The following is a 15,733-nucleotide window of genomic DNA, read 5'->3' as shown; positions in this document are numbered from 1 at the left end:
TCAATAGACATCTCGAACCTCGATCTGCTGCTCGCGCAGGAACTGCTTGAGCGCGGGAATGGCGATGGCGCCACTGTGGAAGACGCTGGCAGCCAGCGCACCATCGACGTCGGCCTGGTCGAACACATCGGCGAAGTGCTGCATCTCGCCAGCACCGCCGGAGGCGATCAGCGGCACCTGGCACAGCGCACGCGCCTGGCGCAGCTGGGCCACGTCGTAGCCGCGGCGCACGCCGTCACTGTCCATGCAGTTCAGCACGATCTCGCCGGCGCCGCGGCGCTGCGCCTCCACCAGCCAGTCCAGCGTGCGTACGGCCACCGCCTGGGTCTTGTCCGGGTCGCCACTGAACCGGCGCACCCGCCATTCGCCATCCGGCTCACGTACCGAATCGATACCAACGACGACGCACTGCACACCGAACGCATCGGCCAGTTCCTCAATCAGTTCCGGCCGGCCCAGCGCCGGGGAGTTGATCGAGATCTTGTCGGCACCGGCATGCAGCACGCGCCGCGCGGTCTCCACATCGCTGATGCCGCCAGCCACGCAGAACGGAATGTCGATCAGGCGCGCGATGCGCTCGATCCAGGCCACGTCCACCGCGCGCCCTTCCGGGCTGGCGCCGATGTCGTAGAACACGAGTTCATCGGCGCCCTGGTCGCGGTAACGCATCGCCAGCTCGGCGATATCGCCCATGTCCACGTGGTCGCGGAAGCGCACGCCCTTGACCACGCGGCCATCGCGCACGTCCAGGCACGGAATCAGGCGGCGGCTCAGCATGCCAGCGCTCCTTCCAGGGTCATGCGCCCTTCCAGCAGCGCCTTGCCGAGGATCGCGCCGCCACAGCCGACGGCCTTGGCCTGGGCCACGTCCTGGGCATCGCGCACACCGCCGGAGGCCTGCACCGCCACGCCGGGCAACAGCCGCGCCAAGTGCTGGTAAAGCTCGATGTTCGGCCCGGACAGCATGCCGTCGCGCGCGATATCCGTACACAGCAGGTGCTGCATGCCGGCCTCGGCGTAGCGCTGGGCCAGCGCCTCCAGCGTGTCCTCGGCGGTCTCGGTCCAGCCATGCACCGGCAACAGCCAGCGGCCGTCCTCGGCCTGGCGGGCATCGAGTGCGATGGTCAGCCGGTCCGGACCGAACTCGCGCAGCCAGCCGATCACCGTGTCCGGCTCGCGCACCGAGACCGAGCCGACGACCACCCGGGCCGCACCGGCATCAAGAATCCGGGCGACATCATCGCGCGAGCGCACGCCGCCGCCGGTCTGCACCTTCAGGCCGGTCTGCGCCGCGATCGCAGCCAGCAGCGGCGCCAGCGTGTAACCGCCTGCCCGGGCCGCATCCAGGTCCACCAGGTGCATCCAGCTTGCGCCGGCCGCGGCAAAGGCCTGCGCGCGCGGCAGCGGGTCATCGCCGTAGGTGGTCTGCCGCGCGTAATCGCCCTGCAGCAGCCGCACTACACGGCCTTCGCGGATGTCCAGGGCGGGATAGACGATGAAACTCATGTGGGTTCGTTCTCGATGAAGTTGCGCAGGATGCGCGCGCCCGTATCGGCCGAGCGCTCCGGGTGGAACTGGGCGCCACTGTGCCGGCCGCGCTGCACGACCGCCGCGAACAGCCCGCCGTGATCGCAGGCCGCCACGGTGTCTTCGCCCAAGGGTGCCGCATAGCTGTGCACGAAGTAGGCACTGGCGCGTGCCGGCACACCGGCCAGCAACGGCGACTCGCGCAGGGGCAGCAGCCGGTTCCAGCCCATGTGCGGCACACGGATGCCGGTGGCAGGACGCAGGTGGCGAACGACCCCGGGCAACAGGCCCAGGCATTCGACATGGCCCTCTTCAGAGCCATCGAACAGCAGTTGCATGCCCAGGCAGATCCCAAGCAGCGGTACCTGCAGCTCGCGCAGCGGCTGCACCAGACCCTGCGCATGCAGACGCGCCATGCCGTGCGGGGCCGCGCCGACGCCGGGCAGGATCACCCGCGAGACACCTTCGAGCCCCTGCGCATCGCGCACCAGCCGCACCTGCACGCCCAGCCGTTCCAGCGCATAGCGGACCGAACCGAGGTTGGCTCCACCCGCATCGATCAGCGCAACCTCGGTCACAGTGCCCCCTTGGTGCTCGGCAGCGCGGTGCCCTGCCGCGGCAAGGCCTGGCGCAGCGCGCGCGCCAGCGCCTTGAAGCAGGCCTCGACCTTGTGGTGGTCGTTGTCGCCGCGCACGCTCAGGTGCAGATTCAACCCGGCCGCATCACACAGCGAGCGGAAGAAGTGCGGCACCAGCTCGGTCGGCATGTCACCCACGCGCTCGCGCTTGAACTCGCCTTCGAACACGAAATACGGGCGGCCGCTGAAATCCAGCGCGGCACTGGCCAGGGTCTCGTCCATCGGCAGGGTGAAGCCGTAACGGCCGATGCCACGCTTGTCGCCGAGTGCCTGGCGCAGGGCCTGGCCCAGCGCCAGGCCGGTGTCTTCAATGGTGTGGTGCTCATCGATGTGCAGGTCGCCCTCGGCCTGCACACTCAGCGCGAAGCCGCCGTGCTTGCCGATCTGCTCCAGCATGTGATCGAAGAACGGCAGCCCGGTGTGGGTCTGCGGCTCGGCGGTGCGGTCCAGATCGACGTCAACCCGGATCTTCGTTTCTTTGGTATTGCGCTGCACGGTGGCGCGGCGCGGCGCATCGGCCAGCTCATGCGCGATCGAGGTCCAGTCCCAGTCACCGCCGAACTGCTCGGTGCGCAGCTGGAAACCGCGGATCTTCATGTTCTCGGCGAACTGGATATCGGTCAGGCGGTCGCCCACCATCGCCGAGCGTGCCCAGTCGATGCTGCGGTCCTGCAGATACGGCAGCATCAGGCCGATGCCCGGCTTGCGGGTCGGTGCGTTGTCCTGCGGCCAGGTGCCGTCGATCAGTACGTCACGGAAGGTGATGCCCTGGCTGGCGAAGATCTGCAGCATCAGGTCGTTGGGGCCATCGAAGCTGGCCTGCGGATAGCCTTCGCTGCCCAGGCCATCCTGGTTGCTGACGATCACGAACTGATAGCCCGCATCGCGCAGCTTGAGCATCGCCGGGATCACATCGCGCACGAAGCGCAGCTTCTCGTAGGCGTCGATCTGGAAATCGGCGGGCTCTTCGATCAGGGTGCCGTCGCGGTCGACGAACAGAATCGGGGTCATGCGGCAGCCCTCCGGGCCATCAGGGCGGCGAGTACGCGGTCGTTCTGTTCCGGACTGCCGAGGGTGATGCGCAGTGCATCGCCCAGCTGCGGCGCGGCACGCTGGTCACGCACCACCACGCCGGCCGCGAGCAGCGCATCAAACGCGCCTTGGGCGTCGGCAAAACGGACCAGCAGGTAGTTGCCCTGCGAGGGATAGACACGCACCACACCGGGCAGCGCGGCCAGGCCGGACTGCAGGCGGGTACGTTCGGCTTTGATCTGCGCGATGCGCCGGGTAGTCACGGCCAGGCTCTCGGCGCCGAGACCGGCCAATGCCAACTCGGCACAGGGCGCGGGCACCGGGTATGGCGCCTGGCAGCGGCGCAGCAGCTGGATCAGCGCGGCATCGGCGATCAGGCTGCCAATGCGGGCGGCCGCCAGCGCATGCGCCTTGGACAGCGTGCGCAGCACGGCGATGTTCTCGTAACGGCTCAACAGCGTAGTTGCGGTCGGTTGCTCGGCGTACTCCCCGTAGGCCTCATCCACCACCACCAGCGCCCTGCCCTGCAATGCCGTGGCCACCCGCTCGATCTCGGCCAAGGTGATCACGCTGCCCGCGGGATTGGACGGCGAGCACAGGAACACCAGCTTGGCGTTGCCCGACAGCGCCGCGGCAATGACGGCATCGATATCGGCGACCAGCGCATCGCCCTGATCGACCAGCGGCACCTCGATCAACGGCGCGTTCTGCAGGCGCGCGCAGACGGCATACATGCCGAACACCGGCGGCGTGGTCACCACCGCATCGCGGCCCGGCTCGCACAGCGCGCGTACCAGCAGATCGATGGCCTCGTCGCTGCCGCGGCCGATCAGCAGTTGTTCGGACGAGCAGCCGTACAGCTCGGCCAGGCGATCACGCAGCGCCGCTGGCTGCGGGTCGGGATAGCGGCGCGCCCCACCGGCGGCGTCGGCCGGATTGGCCCAAGCCGATTCATTCGCGTTGAGCCAGACATCGCCGACCAGCGCACTGCTGCGCGCCGAGGAATACCCCGCAAACGCCTGCAGGTCGGCACGCACCAGGGACAGGATGGAGGCAGTGCTCATGCGGCCGCCTCCATGCGCAGCGTCACCGCGTTTTCGTGGGCGTCCAGGCCTTCGGCGCGTGCCAGCACGCGGGCACACTCGCCGATCGCTGCGATGCCAGCGGCCGTGGCCGACTGCACGCTGATCAGGTTCTGGAAGCTGGCCACGCTGACCCCGCTGTAAGCGCGGGCAGCGCCGGCGGTCGGCAGCACGTGGTTGGTGCCACTGCAGTAGTCGCCCAGCGCTTCGGGGGTGTAGTCGCCCAGGAACACAGACCCGGCCGCTTCCACCTTGTCCAACCACGCGCGCGGCTCGCGCAGCGCCAGGATCAGGTGCTCCGGCGCATACCGGTTGCTGATCGCGAAGGCGTCGTCCAGCGAATCGACCAGGATCAGGCGCGAGGACGCCAGCGCCTGCGCGGCGATTTCCGCACGCGACAGCTGCGCCAGCTGCGCTTCAACCGCCGCCTCGACCCGGTCCACCATCGCCGCGTCGTCGGTCAGCAGCAGCACCTGCGAATCCGGGCCGTGCTCGGCCTGCGATAGCAGATCGGCGGCGACGAACGCCGGCGTGGCACCCGCATCGGCAATCACCAGCACTTCGGACGGCCCGGCCGGCATGTCGATCGCCGCGGCACCGTCCTGGGCGACCTGCTGCTTGGCTTCGGTCACGTAACTGTTGCCCGGGCCATAGAGCTTGTCGCACGCCGGCACGCTGTCAGTGCCATACGCCATCGCCGCGATCGCCTGGGCACCGCCCAGCTTGAACACGCGGTGCACGCCGGTCAGGCGTGCGGCCACCAGCACGGCCGGATCGGCACTGCCGTCCTTGCGTGGCGGCGTGCACAACACGACTTCCCGGCAGCCGGCCAGCTGTGCGGGCACCCCCAGCATCAGCGCGGTGGACGGCAACGGCGCGCTGCCGGCCGGCACATACAGACCCACCCGACCGATCGGCCGCACCACGCGTTCGCAACGCACGCCGGGCGCGGTCTCGACCGCATAGCCCTGGGTCATTCCGGCCTGGTGGAAGGTACGGATGCGCGCGGCCGCATCGATCATCGCCTGGCGCAGCTCGGCCGAGACGGCCTGCTCGGCGGCGGCGAACTCCGCCTCGCTGACCTCGAAGGTCGCCGGTGCCACGCCGTCGAAGCGCAGGGTGATCTCACGCAGTGCGGCATCACCGCCCTGGCGCACTGCTGCGATCAACGCGGCAACGGACTCACGGGTGCGCGCCGCCACGGCCTGGACCGGGCGTTGCAGCGCCTGCGCCTGGGCGCCGGCATCCAATTGGGACCACGTCAAACGATTCATGCCAGCGACCGCTCCACACTCAATACCATCAAGCCCTGCGCACCCGCGCGCTCCAGGTCCTCCAACCGCTGCCAGGTCAACGCACCGTGGCACATGGTCTGCAAGCGCAGGTGGCCGCCGTCATCGGGCAACTGCACCAGCGGATCGGCGTCGGGCAGCAGGCGGGTCAACTCGGAGACCCGGTCCAGCGCGGCGCGGAACATCAGCAGCTTGCTGTCCTGCACGTTCACCACGCCATCAAGGCGACGCAGCAGCATCGCCATCAGACCGGCGCGGGCGTCATCGGGCGTGCGGACCGGGCCGGCCAGCACCGCCTCGCTTTCCAGCAGGGTTTCGACCGGCTTGAGCTGGTTGGCGGCCAGGGTGGCGCCGCTGGAGACCAGATCGCAGATCAGGTCGGCGGTGCCCAGGCGCGGGGCGATTTCGACCGAACCCGACAGCTCGACCACCTGGGCATCCACGCCGCGCGCGCCCAGCCAGTCGGCCAGGATCGCGGGGTAGCTGGTGGCGATGCGCTTGCCGGCCAGCTGCTCCACGCCCGTCCATTCCCACTCCTCCGGCACCGCCAGCATCAACCGGCACTGGCCGAAGTTCAGCCCGCGCAGCGCCTGGTAGGCATCCGGCAGGCCGGTCCGGCGGCGGGCGGCGCCCTGCTCGTCCAGCTCGTTGCGGCCGACGATGCCGAAATCGCAAACGCCATCGGCGATCAGGCCGGGGATGTCGTCATCGCGGACCAGCAGCAGGTCCACCGGCAGCGACTCGCCGTAGCAGAACAGCTTGTCGCGGCTCTGCCGCCAGCTCAGCCCGCAGGCGGTCAGCAGGCTGCGGGCGGGCTCGGCCAGCCGCCCGTTCTTCTGGATGGCGATACGCAGCCGGTCACGTGCCGGGGCGGTCTGGGTTGCACTCATGGGGAGGCTCACTTACTCGGATTCGGGGGAGGACGGCGTGGCGGCAATGGCGGCGGCATAGCCGCCGTGGCCATGCTCCAGCGAACGCGCCACGCGCCCGGTGGTGGTCACGCTGACGCCGGTCAGTTCGTGGATTTCGCGATACGGCACGCCCTGCTGCAGCAGCGGCACCACCTTCCAGCGGTCCGACAGCGCCTCCAGCTCGGCCGGGGTGCACAGGTCGCGCAGGAATGCGGTGACCTGTTCGGCGCTGGACAGCGCGGCGAAGGCCGCAGCCAGGCAGGCCAGATCGGCCTGGGCATCTTTTTCTCGGGGGGCGGGGCGTAGTTTCATCGTATCAATGTAATAGCGTGCTATTACATTAGCGCAAACGAAGCTCCAGGGTCAAACCGGGTGGATGCTCGGATCAGGTTGGTTCAGGGGCGGGAACGAAAAACGCCCGCGGAGCGGGCGTTTGTTTTGGGTATCGGGCGTTCAACGGCGTACCGACCAACGGTCGGTACCTACCGGCACGGTACGCTCATCGGCGTACCGACCAACGGTCGGTACCTACCGGAACGGGACGCTCATCGGCGTACCGACCAACGGTCGGTACCTACCGGCACGTTACCTCGGCGCGGAGGGCGCCGCTGCGCAGGCACTCGCCGAACAGGCTGCCCTGGCGGCTCGGGATGGACTGGACGGCCTGCAGCTCCCCTGCCCCGTCCGGGCACTTTTTCCCGGCCAATCCGCGCAGGTCACGCTGCAGCTGCTCCCGGTCGATCACGTGGCAGCGGTCGACCGTCAGCCGGTACTGGCCCGGACCGATCCGCTGGCCATGCAGCGCAGGATCGGTCCGGCACGCGGTCAGCAGGAGCAGCAGCGTTGCCGCCACCCCCAGCCGCCTCACGGCATGACCTTGGCCTGCTCCAGTTCCACCTGCAGGGTGCTGGCCAGTTCCTCGCGCGAGACCTCGAACTGCTGCTCGCGCAGCAGATCCTTGACCGCGACCACGCCACGCGCCAGCTCGTCGTCACCGGCCAGCACGACGAAACGAATACCGGCCTTGGCCGCGTACTGGAACTGCTTGCCGATCTTCTTCGGCTCCATCTGCACTTCGGCGTTGATGCCACCGGCGCGCAGGCGGCGGGCGATATCCAGCGACTGCGGCAGGCTGGCGTCGTCCATCAGCGCCACCAGCGCATGCACGCTGCTGTCTTCAATCCCGGCGATCAGGCCGGCTTCGCGCAGCTGCCAGAACAGACGGGTCAGGCCGATAGAAATGCCCACGCCCGGCAGCTTGGACTTGCTGTAGTGGCTGGCCAGGTCTTCGTAACGGCCACCGGAGCAGATCGAGCCGATCTGCGGGTGGTCGGTCAGGGTGGTTTCGTACACGGTGCCGGTGTAGTAATCCAGGCCGCGCGCGATGGAGAAATTCAGGCAGTACGCGGTTTCCGGCACGCCCAGCGCCTTGACCAGCTCCAGCACTTCGCGCAGTTCGGCCACGCCCACCTTCAGCGTCTCGCTGGCAGCCGGATCGGCCAGCAGCGCGTCCAGCTGGGCCAACGCGTCGGCGTGGCCGCTGGAGCGGACCGCCACGAAGGCCAGGATCCGCTCGACCTGCTCGGCCGGGATCTCAAAGCCTTCGCCCACCAGCGTCTCGCGCACGTAGTCGGGGCCGCGCTTGTCCAGCTTGTCCACTTCGCGCAGCACCGCCAGCTGGCGCTCGCCATCAGCCACGCCCAGGCTTTCAAAGAAGCCGCGCAGCAGCTTGCGGTTGTTGAGCTGGATACTAAAGGCGCCGATGCTGAGCTCGGCGAAGACCGCATGGATCACCGCCAGGACTTCGGCGTCATAGCGGATGCTCAGCGCGTCCTTGCCGATCACATCGATGTCGCACTGGTAGAACTCGCGGAAGCGACCGCGCTGGGCACGCTCGCCGCGGTACACGCGCTGCATCTGGTAACGACGGAACGGGAAGGTCAGGTCGTGCTCGTGCTCGGCCACGTAGCGGGCCAGCGGCACGGTCAGGTCGAAGCGCAGGGCCAGCTCGGGCAGCGTTTTGTCGCCGGCTTCGGCCGCGTTTGCCAATGCGCCGGTGGACTGCACGAAATACACCTGGCGCTCGGTTTCACCGCCGGACTTGGTCAACAGCACATCGGACAGCTCGAACACCGGGGTTTCCACCGGCAGGAACCCGAACCGCTCGTAGTTGCGGCGGATGACGTCCAGCATGCGCTGGAACGCGATCTGCTCGCGCGGCAGCAATTCCATGATGCCGGGCGGCGTACGGGGCTTGATCACTTGCGGGACTCCTGCGGAAACGGGGGGATGAGCGAGCGGCATATTCTAGCCGCAGCCAGCGCAACGAGCCGCATCCGGGCATCGGGACCGGGCCAATGGCGGCATGACGTATAATAGGCAGGTCCCGCTTGCTGACCTGACATGACCCGGCCCCACTCCGGTACCGCGCTTTCCGCTGTTGAAGACACCGCCGCCCCCGGTTGCTCGCCGCTGCGCGACTGCCTGCATTGCTCGGTACGGCACCTGGCGGTCTGCTCGGCGCTGTCGCCGGATGAAGTGCAGGCGCTGGAGCGGGTCACCGTGTCCCAGGCACTGCCGCTGGGGTCCACCCTGGCCCGTGCGGGTGAGCCACGCCAACATGTCTATACGATTACGGCCGGTGCGCTGCGCCTGGTCCGCACGCTGGCCGATGGCCGCCGCCAGATCAGCGGTTTCGTGCTGCCCGGCGACTTCCTGGGCTTGAGCGGCAGCGATCACCACCGCTATGACATCGAGGCCATCGCCGACAGCCGGGTCTGCCGCGTGGCCCTGCCGCAGATGAAGGACCTGCGCTCGCGCTTCCCGCACCTGGAGCGCAAGCTGCTGCAACGCGCCTGCCAGGAGCTGGATGCCGCGCAGGATGCCGCCATGGCGCTGGGCCGGCTGCAGCCGGCCGAGAAGGTCGCCGATTTCCTGCTGCGCCTGGCCGCGCGCGAAGCGCTGCTCGGTGAGCCGGGCCTGCGCGTGACCCTGCCGATGGGCCGCGGCGACATCGCCGACCATCTCGGCCTGACCATGGAAACCGTCAGCCGCACCTTCACCAAGCTGCGCCAGCAGGGCCTGATCGCCCTGCCCCATCTGAACACCGTCGAGATCCTGGACGAAGCCGGCCTGCAGAAGCTGTCGGCCGACGAGTCGTACTGACCCCGCCTCACCCGCGTAACAGCACCTCACGCAGCGCCCCATACTCCGGTGCGCACGCTTCGGCCTGCGCGGGCCGCTCCAGCAGCGCGGCCAAGGCCGGCGGCACGTCCAGCACCTGCCCGATCAACGGCTCCACCACCGATTCGAACTTGGCCGGGTGCGCAGTCGCCGCCACCGCCCAATGCCCCTGTGCGCCCGCGGCCCGCAGGTGCTCCAGGCGCGCCACCGCCGTCGCCGTATGCGGGCAGAACACCTCGCCATGCAGGTCATGGCGCCGCTTGATCACTTCGCGGATCGCCGCATCATCCACGGCCTCGGCCGTGAACGCGCCCCGCAGTGCCACGTCATCGTCGTTGTAGAGCCAGCGCAGCCGCTCGAAATTGCTGGGCGCCCCCACGTCCATCGCGTTGGCGATGGTCGCGACGCTGGTCTGCGCCTGGTAGGCCTCGCCGTGGAAATAGCGCGGCAACACATCGTTGGCATTGGTCGCCAGGGCGATCTGCCCCAGCGGCAGCCCCATCGTCCGCGCCAGGATGGCCGCCATCGCGTTGCCCAGGTTGCCGGTCGGAATCACCAGATTGAGCACATGGCCGGTCTGGGCCTGATGTAGCAGTGCGGCGTGTGCGTAGTAACTCATCTGCGGCAGCCAACGGCCCAGGCTGATGCTGTTGGCCGAGCTCAGCGGCACCTCGTCCTGCAGCTCACGATCGCCCAGCGCCTGCTTCACCATCGCCTGGCAATCATCGAAGGAACCGGCCACGCGCAGCGTGTGGATGTTGTCGCCGAAGCAGCCGAGCTGATGCGCCTGGCGCGGCGAGACGCGGCCATCCGGGTACAGCACCACCACGCGGATCCCCGGCTGCCGATGGAAGGCAGCGGCCACCGCCGCGCCGGTATCGCCCGAGGTCGCCACCACGATCGTCAGCGGGCGCTCGCGCCCCTGCTGCAACCGGGCAAGACAGGCCGCAAGGAAGCGCGCACCGAAATCCTTGAACGCCGCCGTGGGGCCATGGAACAGCTCCAGCACATGGTCATCAGCGGTCGCCAGGGGGCGCAGTGGCGCATCGAAATCGAAGGCCTGCTCGCACAGTTCGGGCAGTGCTCTCTCCAGGGCATCGTCATGGAAATACGGGGCCAGTACCGCCGCAGCGGTCTGTGCGAAGGAACCCTGCGCTGACCAGCTCTGCAGTTGCGGGCGGTGTTCGGGAACGTACAGACCACCATCCGGGGCAAGGCCGGCGGCGAGCGCCTGGCTGAGCGAGGCGGCGGGCGCGGCGTGACGCGTGGAAACGAACTTCATCGGATATCCCAAAGTAGAAAGAGTGGACGTGTCACAGCACGCGCGCGGCGGGCGCATTCAAGGGTGACACCCAGCCTTGGCTGTCGAAGCCCGCGTCCGCGAACGCCTGCTGGACTGCCGCCTGCGCGGCAAGCGCGGCATCGCGCTGCTCGAACCAGGCAAACACGCTCGGCCCCGCACCGGAGATGCTGGCGCCCATCGCCCCGGCATTCAACGCAGCATCGCGGGCCGCCGCAAACCCGGCGATCAGACCGGCCCGACGCGGCTCGACCAGCACGTCACGCAGGCCGGCACGGACCAGTGCGGCATCGGAGGTGAAGCAGCCACTGAGCACCAGTGCCAGGTTCGCGCTCTGCGCGACGAACTCGCTCAGCGCGTAGTGCCCTTGCAGTGCAGCGCGTGCGCGGCGGGTCTCCAGCACCGCATCCGGATGCACCAGCAGGCTGTGCCACGCCGCCGGGACCGGCACCGGCACCAGGCGGTCGGCCGTGCTCAGTACCAGCCCGCCCAGCAGCATCGGCCCGAGGTTGTCGCCGTGGCGGCCGCCACTGGCCACCGCCTCGCCAGTCAACGCGAACGGATACAACGCTTCGCGCGACAACGGCTGCGGCAACAGCGCATTGGCGGCCACCAGCGCCGCCACGCAGGAGGCGGCCGAACCGCCCATGCCCGAGCCCAGGGCGATGCCCTTGTCGATCTCCACCTCAAAGCCGAAGGGCAGATCCAGGGCGGCACGCAGCGCGATCAGCGCAGCACCGGCGGTGTTGTCCTCGGCCACCAGCGGCAGGTTTACCGTGGTACCGCGGATCGCGTGGATGCGAACCACGGGCTCGTCGATCCGGCGGACCGTGACCGTATCGCCAACGCCTTCGATCGCGTGGCCAAGAATATCGAACCCTACCCCCACGTTGCCGACCGAGGCCGGCGCGAACGCGCGTGCTTCCGTCCTCCTGCCCTCACTCACAGGCGTGCTCCTTCGCCCACCGCCACGCGCAGCACATCGGCGAACACGCCCGCGGCGGTCACCTCCGGCCCGGCACCCGGGCCCTGCACCACCAGCGGGTTATCGCAGTAGCGGCGCGTGGTGAACTGCACCACGTTGTCGGTCAGGCGCAGGTTGGCGAAGGCATGCCCCGCCGGCAGCGCGACGAGTCCTACTTCAGCGCCGTCCGGGGTCAGGCGTGCCACGTAGCGCAGTACCGCGCCCCCGGCCCTGGCGACGGCCAGCCGCTCGGCAAACACCGCATCGATCTGCGGCAGGCCGGCCATGAAATCCTCCACGCTGGCCTGGCGCAGCGCTTCGGGCACCAGGCTCTCCACGCGCACCTGCTCCAGGCTGAGTTCACGGCCCGCCTCACGCGCCAGGATCACCAGCTTGCGCGCGACATCCACGCCGGAGAGATCATCACGCGGGTCCGGCTCGGTGTAGCCCATGCCACGCGCCTGGCTGACCAGATCGGAGAACGGCACCTGGCCGTCGTATTTGTTGAACAGCCACGCCAGCGTGCCGGAGAAGATGCCGTCGATCGCCAGCACCTCATCGCCGGTATCGACCAGGTCGCGCAGCGTGGTGATGACCGGCAGCCCTGCCCCCACCGTGGCCTCGTAACGGAAGCGCGCGCCACTGCCGGCGGCCGCCTCGCGGATCGCGTGATAGCGCTCCAGCGGACCGGCGCCGGCCTGTTTGTTCGGGGTGACCACGTGGATGCCCGCGGCCAGCCAGCCGGCATAGCGGTCGGCCACATCGGCGCTGCCACTGCAATCGATGATCAGCGCGTGCGGCAGGTGGGCAGAGAGCAGATGCTCGGTGAACGCCTCCAGGTCACTCGGCTGCGCCGGGCCGGACAGCGCCGCGCGCCAGTCGCCCTTCAAGCCCCGTTCGTCCAGCACCATGCGGCTGCGCGAGGCCACCGCACGCAGGCGCAGATCCACATTCGCGCGGCCCAACAGCTGCACCTGGGCGGCCTGCAACTGATCCAGCAGGGCCGCCCCCACGTTGCCCGGGCCGATCACACCGACCGAGAACGTCTGCGGCGACAGCCAGAAGCCGGCATGCGCCGCGCGCAGGGCCTTGGTCGCATGGCGACTGTCCACCGCCACGGAAATGTTGCGCTCGGACGAGCCCTGCGCGATCGCCAGGATGTTCACCTGCGCGCGGCCCAGCGACTCGAACAGCCGCGCGGCCACGCCGGGCTGCCCGGCCATGCCGTCACCCACCGCCGCCAGCACGCTTACGTTGTCGGTCAGCTGCACGCGCTGCACCTGGCCCAGGCTCAACTCATGCGCGAACGCCTGCAGCAGCGACTCACGCGCACGTACCGCCTCGGCCTGTTTCACCACGCAGCAGATCGAATGCTCGGAAGACCCCTGCGAGATCATCACCACCGATACATGCGCATTGCGCAGCGCCGCGAACACACGCTCGGCCGTGCCAGGCACGCCGATCAGGCCGGTGCCTTCCAGGTTGATGACCGCCAGGTCCGGACTCAGGGTCAAGCCCTTGATCGGGCCGGAGGCGGTGCGCTCGGCGGTGATGCGTGTTCCTGGATGGTCCGGGTGGAAGGTGTTGCGGATGATGATCGGCAGGCCGCGCTCGATCGCCGGCGACATCGTCTGCGGGTGCACCACCTTGGCACCGAAATAGGCCAGCTCGCAGGCTTCGTCGTAACTCAGCGCCTCCAGCTGGACCGCCTCGGGCACCACGCGCGGGTCGGCCGAGAGCACGCCGTCCACATCGGTCCAGATATGCAGCTCATCGGCATTGAACAAGGCGGCGAAGATCGCGCCGGAATAGTCGCTGCCGTTGCGGCCCAGCGTGGTGATGCGGTCCTGGCGGTCGCGGGCGACGAAGCCGGTAGCCACGATGCGCGATTGCGGGTGCTGCAGCCGCCATTGCGCAAGGCGTTCAGCGCTGCGCACCCAATCCACGTCCACCCCCAGTTCGCCGCGCTCGATCACCAGCACATCGCGCGCATCCAGCACGGCGCAGTCTTCGCCAAGCGTCTGCAGGTACTGGCCCAGCAACTGAGCCGAGTACACCTCGCCCATGCCCTGCACACGGTCCAGCACTTCGGTGGGCAGGCCACCGATCACCGCCAGCGCGCCCAGCACCTCGGCCAGCTGATCGAAGCGCTGGTCCAGCCATTCCACCGTTGCCCCGGCGTGTTCGCCCAGCAACGCCACTGCGGCGCCACGGTGGCGGGCACGCAGCGCATGCCAATGCTCGCGCCAGGCCGACCCGTCTTCGGCCGCCAGCGTGGCCACGCCGATCAACGCATCGGTGACGCCCTTCATCGCCGATACCACGGTGACCTGCATCGCCTCGTCACGCGCCAGCAGCAGCTGCGCCACGTGACGATAGCGCTCGGCATCGGCGACCGAGGTGCCGCCGAACTTGTGGACGACGGTCGCCACCCCGGCACGCGAGGCGACGGAGACGGCAGGCTGGGCGGAGGGTGGAGCGGAAGCGGCGACAGAAGACATGCTGACCTCGATGCGAGGCCCCGCGGCATATCAGGCTTGAGAGTTTCCCCCGCCACCTGATCTGGGTGCGGGGCCGTGTTTTCGGAAATTACGCGAAGACGACGGGCCGCACCGGGCGAGTGGTGGCGGTGGTAATGATGGTGGTACCGGTCGACACGGTCTGCCCGCCCGCGGAGGCGGGAAGGAGCAGCTGGACGTGGGCGGCGGTGATGACCATGGGCCAAGAAAACTACGCCGCCGCCCCGCTTGTCAAGTGCTGCGCTGCAAAAGATCGCGGCACGTAAACCGCCGCGATCGTCGGCCAAACAGTTGCGATTGTGACCATCCAGATACAGCAAGGGCTGCCCTATCCCACATGCTCGGCGACCGCGGCAGGCGGTCGATGCGCATGCGCGCACATCAGCACGCCGGTGATCAGGCAGACGATGGCCACGGTTTCCATCAGGGTCGGCCAGCGCTGCTGCCAGGCAAACCCGTACAGCAGTGCGAACAGCGTTTCGAACACGATCATCTGGCCGGTCAGGGTCAGCGGCAGGTGGCGGCTGGCACGGTTCCAGCAGGCGTTGCCGAGCACCGAAGCGACCACCGCCACGCCCGCACTGATCAGCCAGAAGTTCAGCCACGCGCCGGGCGCATGCACCGTGGTGCTGGTCAGGAAGGCGCTGGGCACCAGCACCAGGGCGAGGCCGCCGGTGGTGATGCCGGTCAGCAGCGACCAATCGTGCCCGGACAGGTCCGGCCGGCGCGCCAGCCAGCGGCTGTTGCCGATCGAGTACACCGCCCAGGACAGCAGCGCGCCGATCGCGCACAGCAGGCCCAGCAGGCGGCGCCCGGCAGAGCCCTGTGCATGCTCGGCCATCAAGGCCTCATAGCCCACCAGCGCCACGCCAAGCAGGCACAGCAGCAGCGCCGGCGCCAACCGCCGCAGTGGCACGGCGCCCTCCTCGCGCACGCCGGCCAGGGTCACCACCACCGGGATCAACCCCACGATCAGCGATGCGGCCGCGCCGCCGGCCCACTGCACAGCGTTGGCCAGCAGCAGGAAGTACACCAGGTTGCCGGCCAGGCTCAGCCACAGCAGGCCGCGCCACTCGGGCCAGGCCAGCCGGTCCTTGAGCTGCCGCCAACGCGGTGCGAGCAGCAGCACGGCAATCAGGCCGTACACCAGGTAGCGGCCGGCCGAGAGCTGCACCGCATTGAAGCTGTGCAGCATCGCCGGGGCCAGGAACACCACGCCCCACAGCGCGCCGGCGGCGATGCCGTTGGCGATGCCCACTCCCATCGATCGATCCATTGCGGCTCACG

Annotated in this window: 15 protein-coding genes; 1 reads left to right on the top strand and 14 read right to left on the bottom strand. The window is 68.9% G+C overall.

Features of this window, described 5'->3' with window-relative positions:
* The 10 genes from hisF to hisS all read right to left on the bottom strand — a co-directional run bounded on the left by hisF (position 1) and on the right by hisS (position 8,742).
* The gene (hisF, locus tag NJD74_RS08160) at positions 1 to 777 is read right to left on the bottom strand and encodes an imidazole glycerol phosphate synthase subunit HisF (RefSeq protein ID WP_070472955.1); all 777 of its coding nucleotides are present in this window, start codon (positions 775 to 777) and stop codon (positions 1 to 3) included.
* Positions 771 to 1,505 (bottom strand): 1-(5-phosphoribosyl)-5-[(5-phosphoribosylamino)methylideneamino]imidazole-4-carboxamide isomerase, encoded by a 735-nt coding sequence (hisA, locus tag NJD74_RS08155; protein WP_070472959.1) that lies wholly within the window; start codon positions 1,503 to 1,505, stop codon positions 771 to 773. The genes hisF and hisA overlap by 7 nt, the downstream gene beginning before the upstream one ends.
* Complete coding sequence (gene hisH / locus NJD74_RS08150) at positions 1,502 to 2,104, bottom strand: imidazole glycerol phosphate synthase subunit HisH (protein WP_070472962.1); 603 nt, start codon at positions 2,102 to 2,104, stop codon at positions 1,502 to 1,504. Before hisH ends, hisA begins: the two co-directional genes overlap by 4 nt.
* Entirely contained in the window at positions 2,101 to 3,174 is a 1,074-nt protein-coding gene (hisB, locus tag NJD74_RS08145; RefSeq protein ID WP_319623951.1) for a bifunctional histidinol-phosphatase/imidazoleglycerol-phosphate dehydratase HisB, read from the bottom strand. Before hisB ends, hisH begins: the two co-directional genes overlap by 4 nt.
* Positions 3,171 to 4,259, bottom strand: a complete 1,089-nt coding sequence (hisC, locus tag NJD74_RS08140) for a histidinol-phosphate transaminase (protein ID WP_102788411.1) — start codon at positions 4,257 to 4,259, stop codon at positions 3,171 to 3,173. Before hisC ends, hisB begins: the two co-directional genes overlap by 4 nt.
* Positions 4,256 to 5,551, bottom strand: coding sequence for a histidinol dehydrogenase (gene hisD, locus NJD74_RS08135; RefSeq protein WP_319623950.1), 1,296 nt, complete (start codon positions 5,549 to 5,551; stop codon positions 4,256 to 4,258). Before hisD ends, hisC begins: the two co-directional genes overlap by 4 nt.
* Positions 5,548 to 6,459 carry an ATP phosphoribosyltransferase gene (gene hisG, locus NJD74_RS08130; protein WP_319623949.1) on the bottom strand — a complete coding sequence of 304 codons (912 nt, stop codon included), beginning with the start codon at positions 6,457 to 6,459 and terminating at the stop codon, positions 5,548 to 5,550. The genes hisD and hisG overlap by 4 nt, the downstream gene beginning before the upstream one ends.
* Positions 6,460 to 6,471: 12 nt before the next feature.
* Positions 6,472 to 6,792 carry a YerC/YecD family TrpR-related protein gene (locus tag NJD74_RS08125; RefSeq protein WP_070472979.1) on the bottom strand — a complete coding sequence of 107 codons (321 nt, stop codon included), beginning with the start codon at positions 6,790 to 6,792 and terminating at the stop codon, positions 6,472 to 6,474.
* 262 nt (positions 6,793 to 7,054) lie between these two features.
* Positions 7,055 to 7,348 (bottom strand): hypothetical protein, encoded by a 294-nt coding sequence (locus tag NJD74_RS08120; protein WP_314404750.1) that lies wholly within the window; start codon positions 7,346 to 7,348, stop codon positions 7,055 to 7,057.
* Entirely contained in the window at positions 7,345 to 8,742 is a 1,398-nt protein-coding gene (gene hisS, locus NJD74_RS08115) for a histidine--tRNA ligase (RefSeq protein ID WP_070472985.1), read from the bottom strand. The genes NJD74_RS08120 and hisS overlap by 4 nt, the downstream gene beginning before the upstream one ends.
* A gap of 141 nt (positions 8,743 to 8,883) precedes the next feature.
* Here hisS and NJD74_RS08110 point away from each other — a divergent pair, with 141 nt between their 5' ends.
* On the top strand, positions 8,884 to 9,645 hold the full coding sequence (locus tag NJD74_RS08110; RefSeq protein ID WP_070472989.1) for a helix-turn-helix domain-containing protein: 762 nt from the start codon (positions 8,884 to 8,886) through the stop codon (positions 9,643 to 9,645).
* Between the two features lie 7 nt (positions 9,646 to 9,652).
* Here NJD74_RS08110 and thrC read toward each other — a convergent pair whose 3' ends face one another.
* From thrC to NJD74_RS08090, 4 genes are all read right to left on the bottom strand, one after another.
* Positions 9,653 to 10,945: a threonine synthase gene (thrC, locus tag NJD74_RS08105; RefSeq protein ID WP_319623948.1), complete on the bottom strand. Its 1,293-nt coding sequence runs from the start codon at positions 10,943 to 10,945 to the stop codon at positions 9,653 to 9,655.
* Between the two features lie 31 nt (positions 10,946 to 10,976).
* Positions 10,977 to 11,909: a homoserine kinase gene (locus tag NJD74_RS08100; protein WP_319623947.1), complete on the bottom strand. Its 933-nt coding sequence runs from the start codon at positions 11,907 to 11,909 to the stop codon at positions 10,977 to 10,979.
* Complete coding sequence (gene thrA / locus NJD74_RS08095) at positions 11,906 to 14,428, bottom strand: bifunctional aspartate kinase/homoserine dehydrogenase I (RefSeq protein WP_319623946.1); 2,523 nt, start codon at positions 14,426 to 14,428, stop codon at positions 11,906 to 11,908. The genes NJD74_RS08100 and thrA overlap by 4 nt, the downstream gene beginning before the upstream one ends.
* A 346-nt stretch (positions 14,429 to 14,774) precedes the next feature.
* On the bottom strand, positions 14,775 to 15,722 hold the full coding sequence (locus NJD74_RS08090) for a DMT family transporter (RefSeq protein ID WP_319623945.1): 948 nt from the start codon (positions 15,720 to 15,722) through the stop codon (positions 14,775 to 14,777).
* Positions 15,723 to 15,733: the final 11 nt, after the last annotated feature.

Source organism: Stenotrophomonas sp. RG-453, assembly GCF_033843685.1.
In the GTDB taxonomy this organism is placed as follows: Bacteria; Pseudomonadota; Gammaproteobacteria; order Xanthomonadales; family Xanthomonadaceae; genus Stenotrophomonas; species Stenotrophomonas bentonitica_A.
The sequence above is the reverse complement of the archived record's forward strand: the minus strand, read 5'-3'. Positions and strand labels throughout refer to the sequence as shown.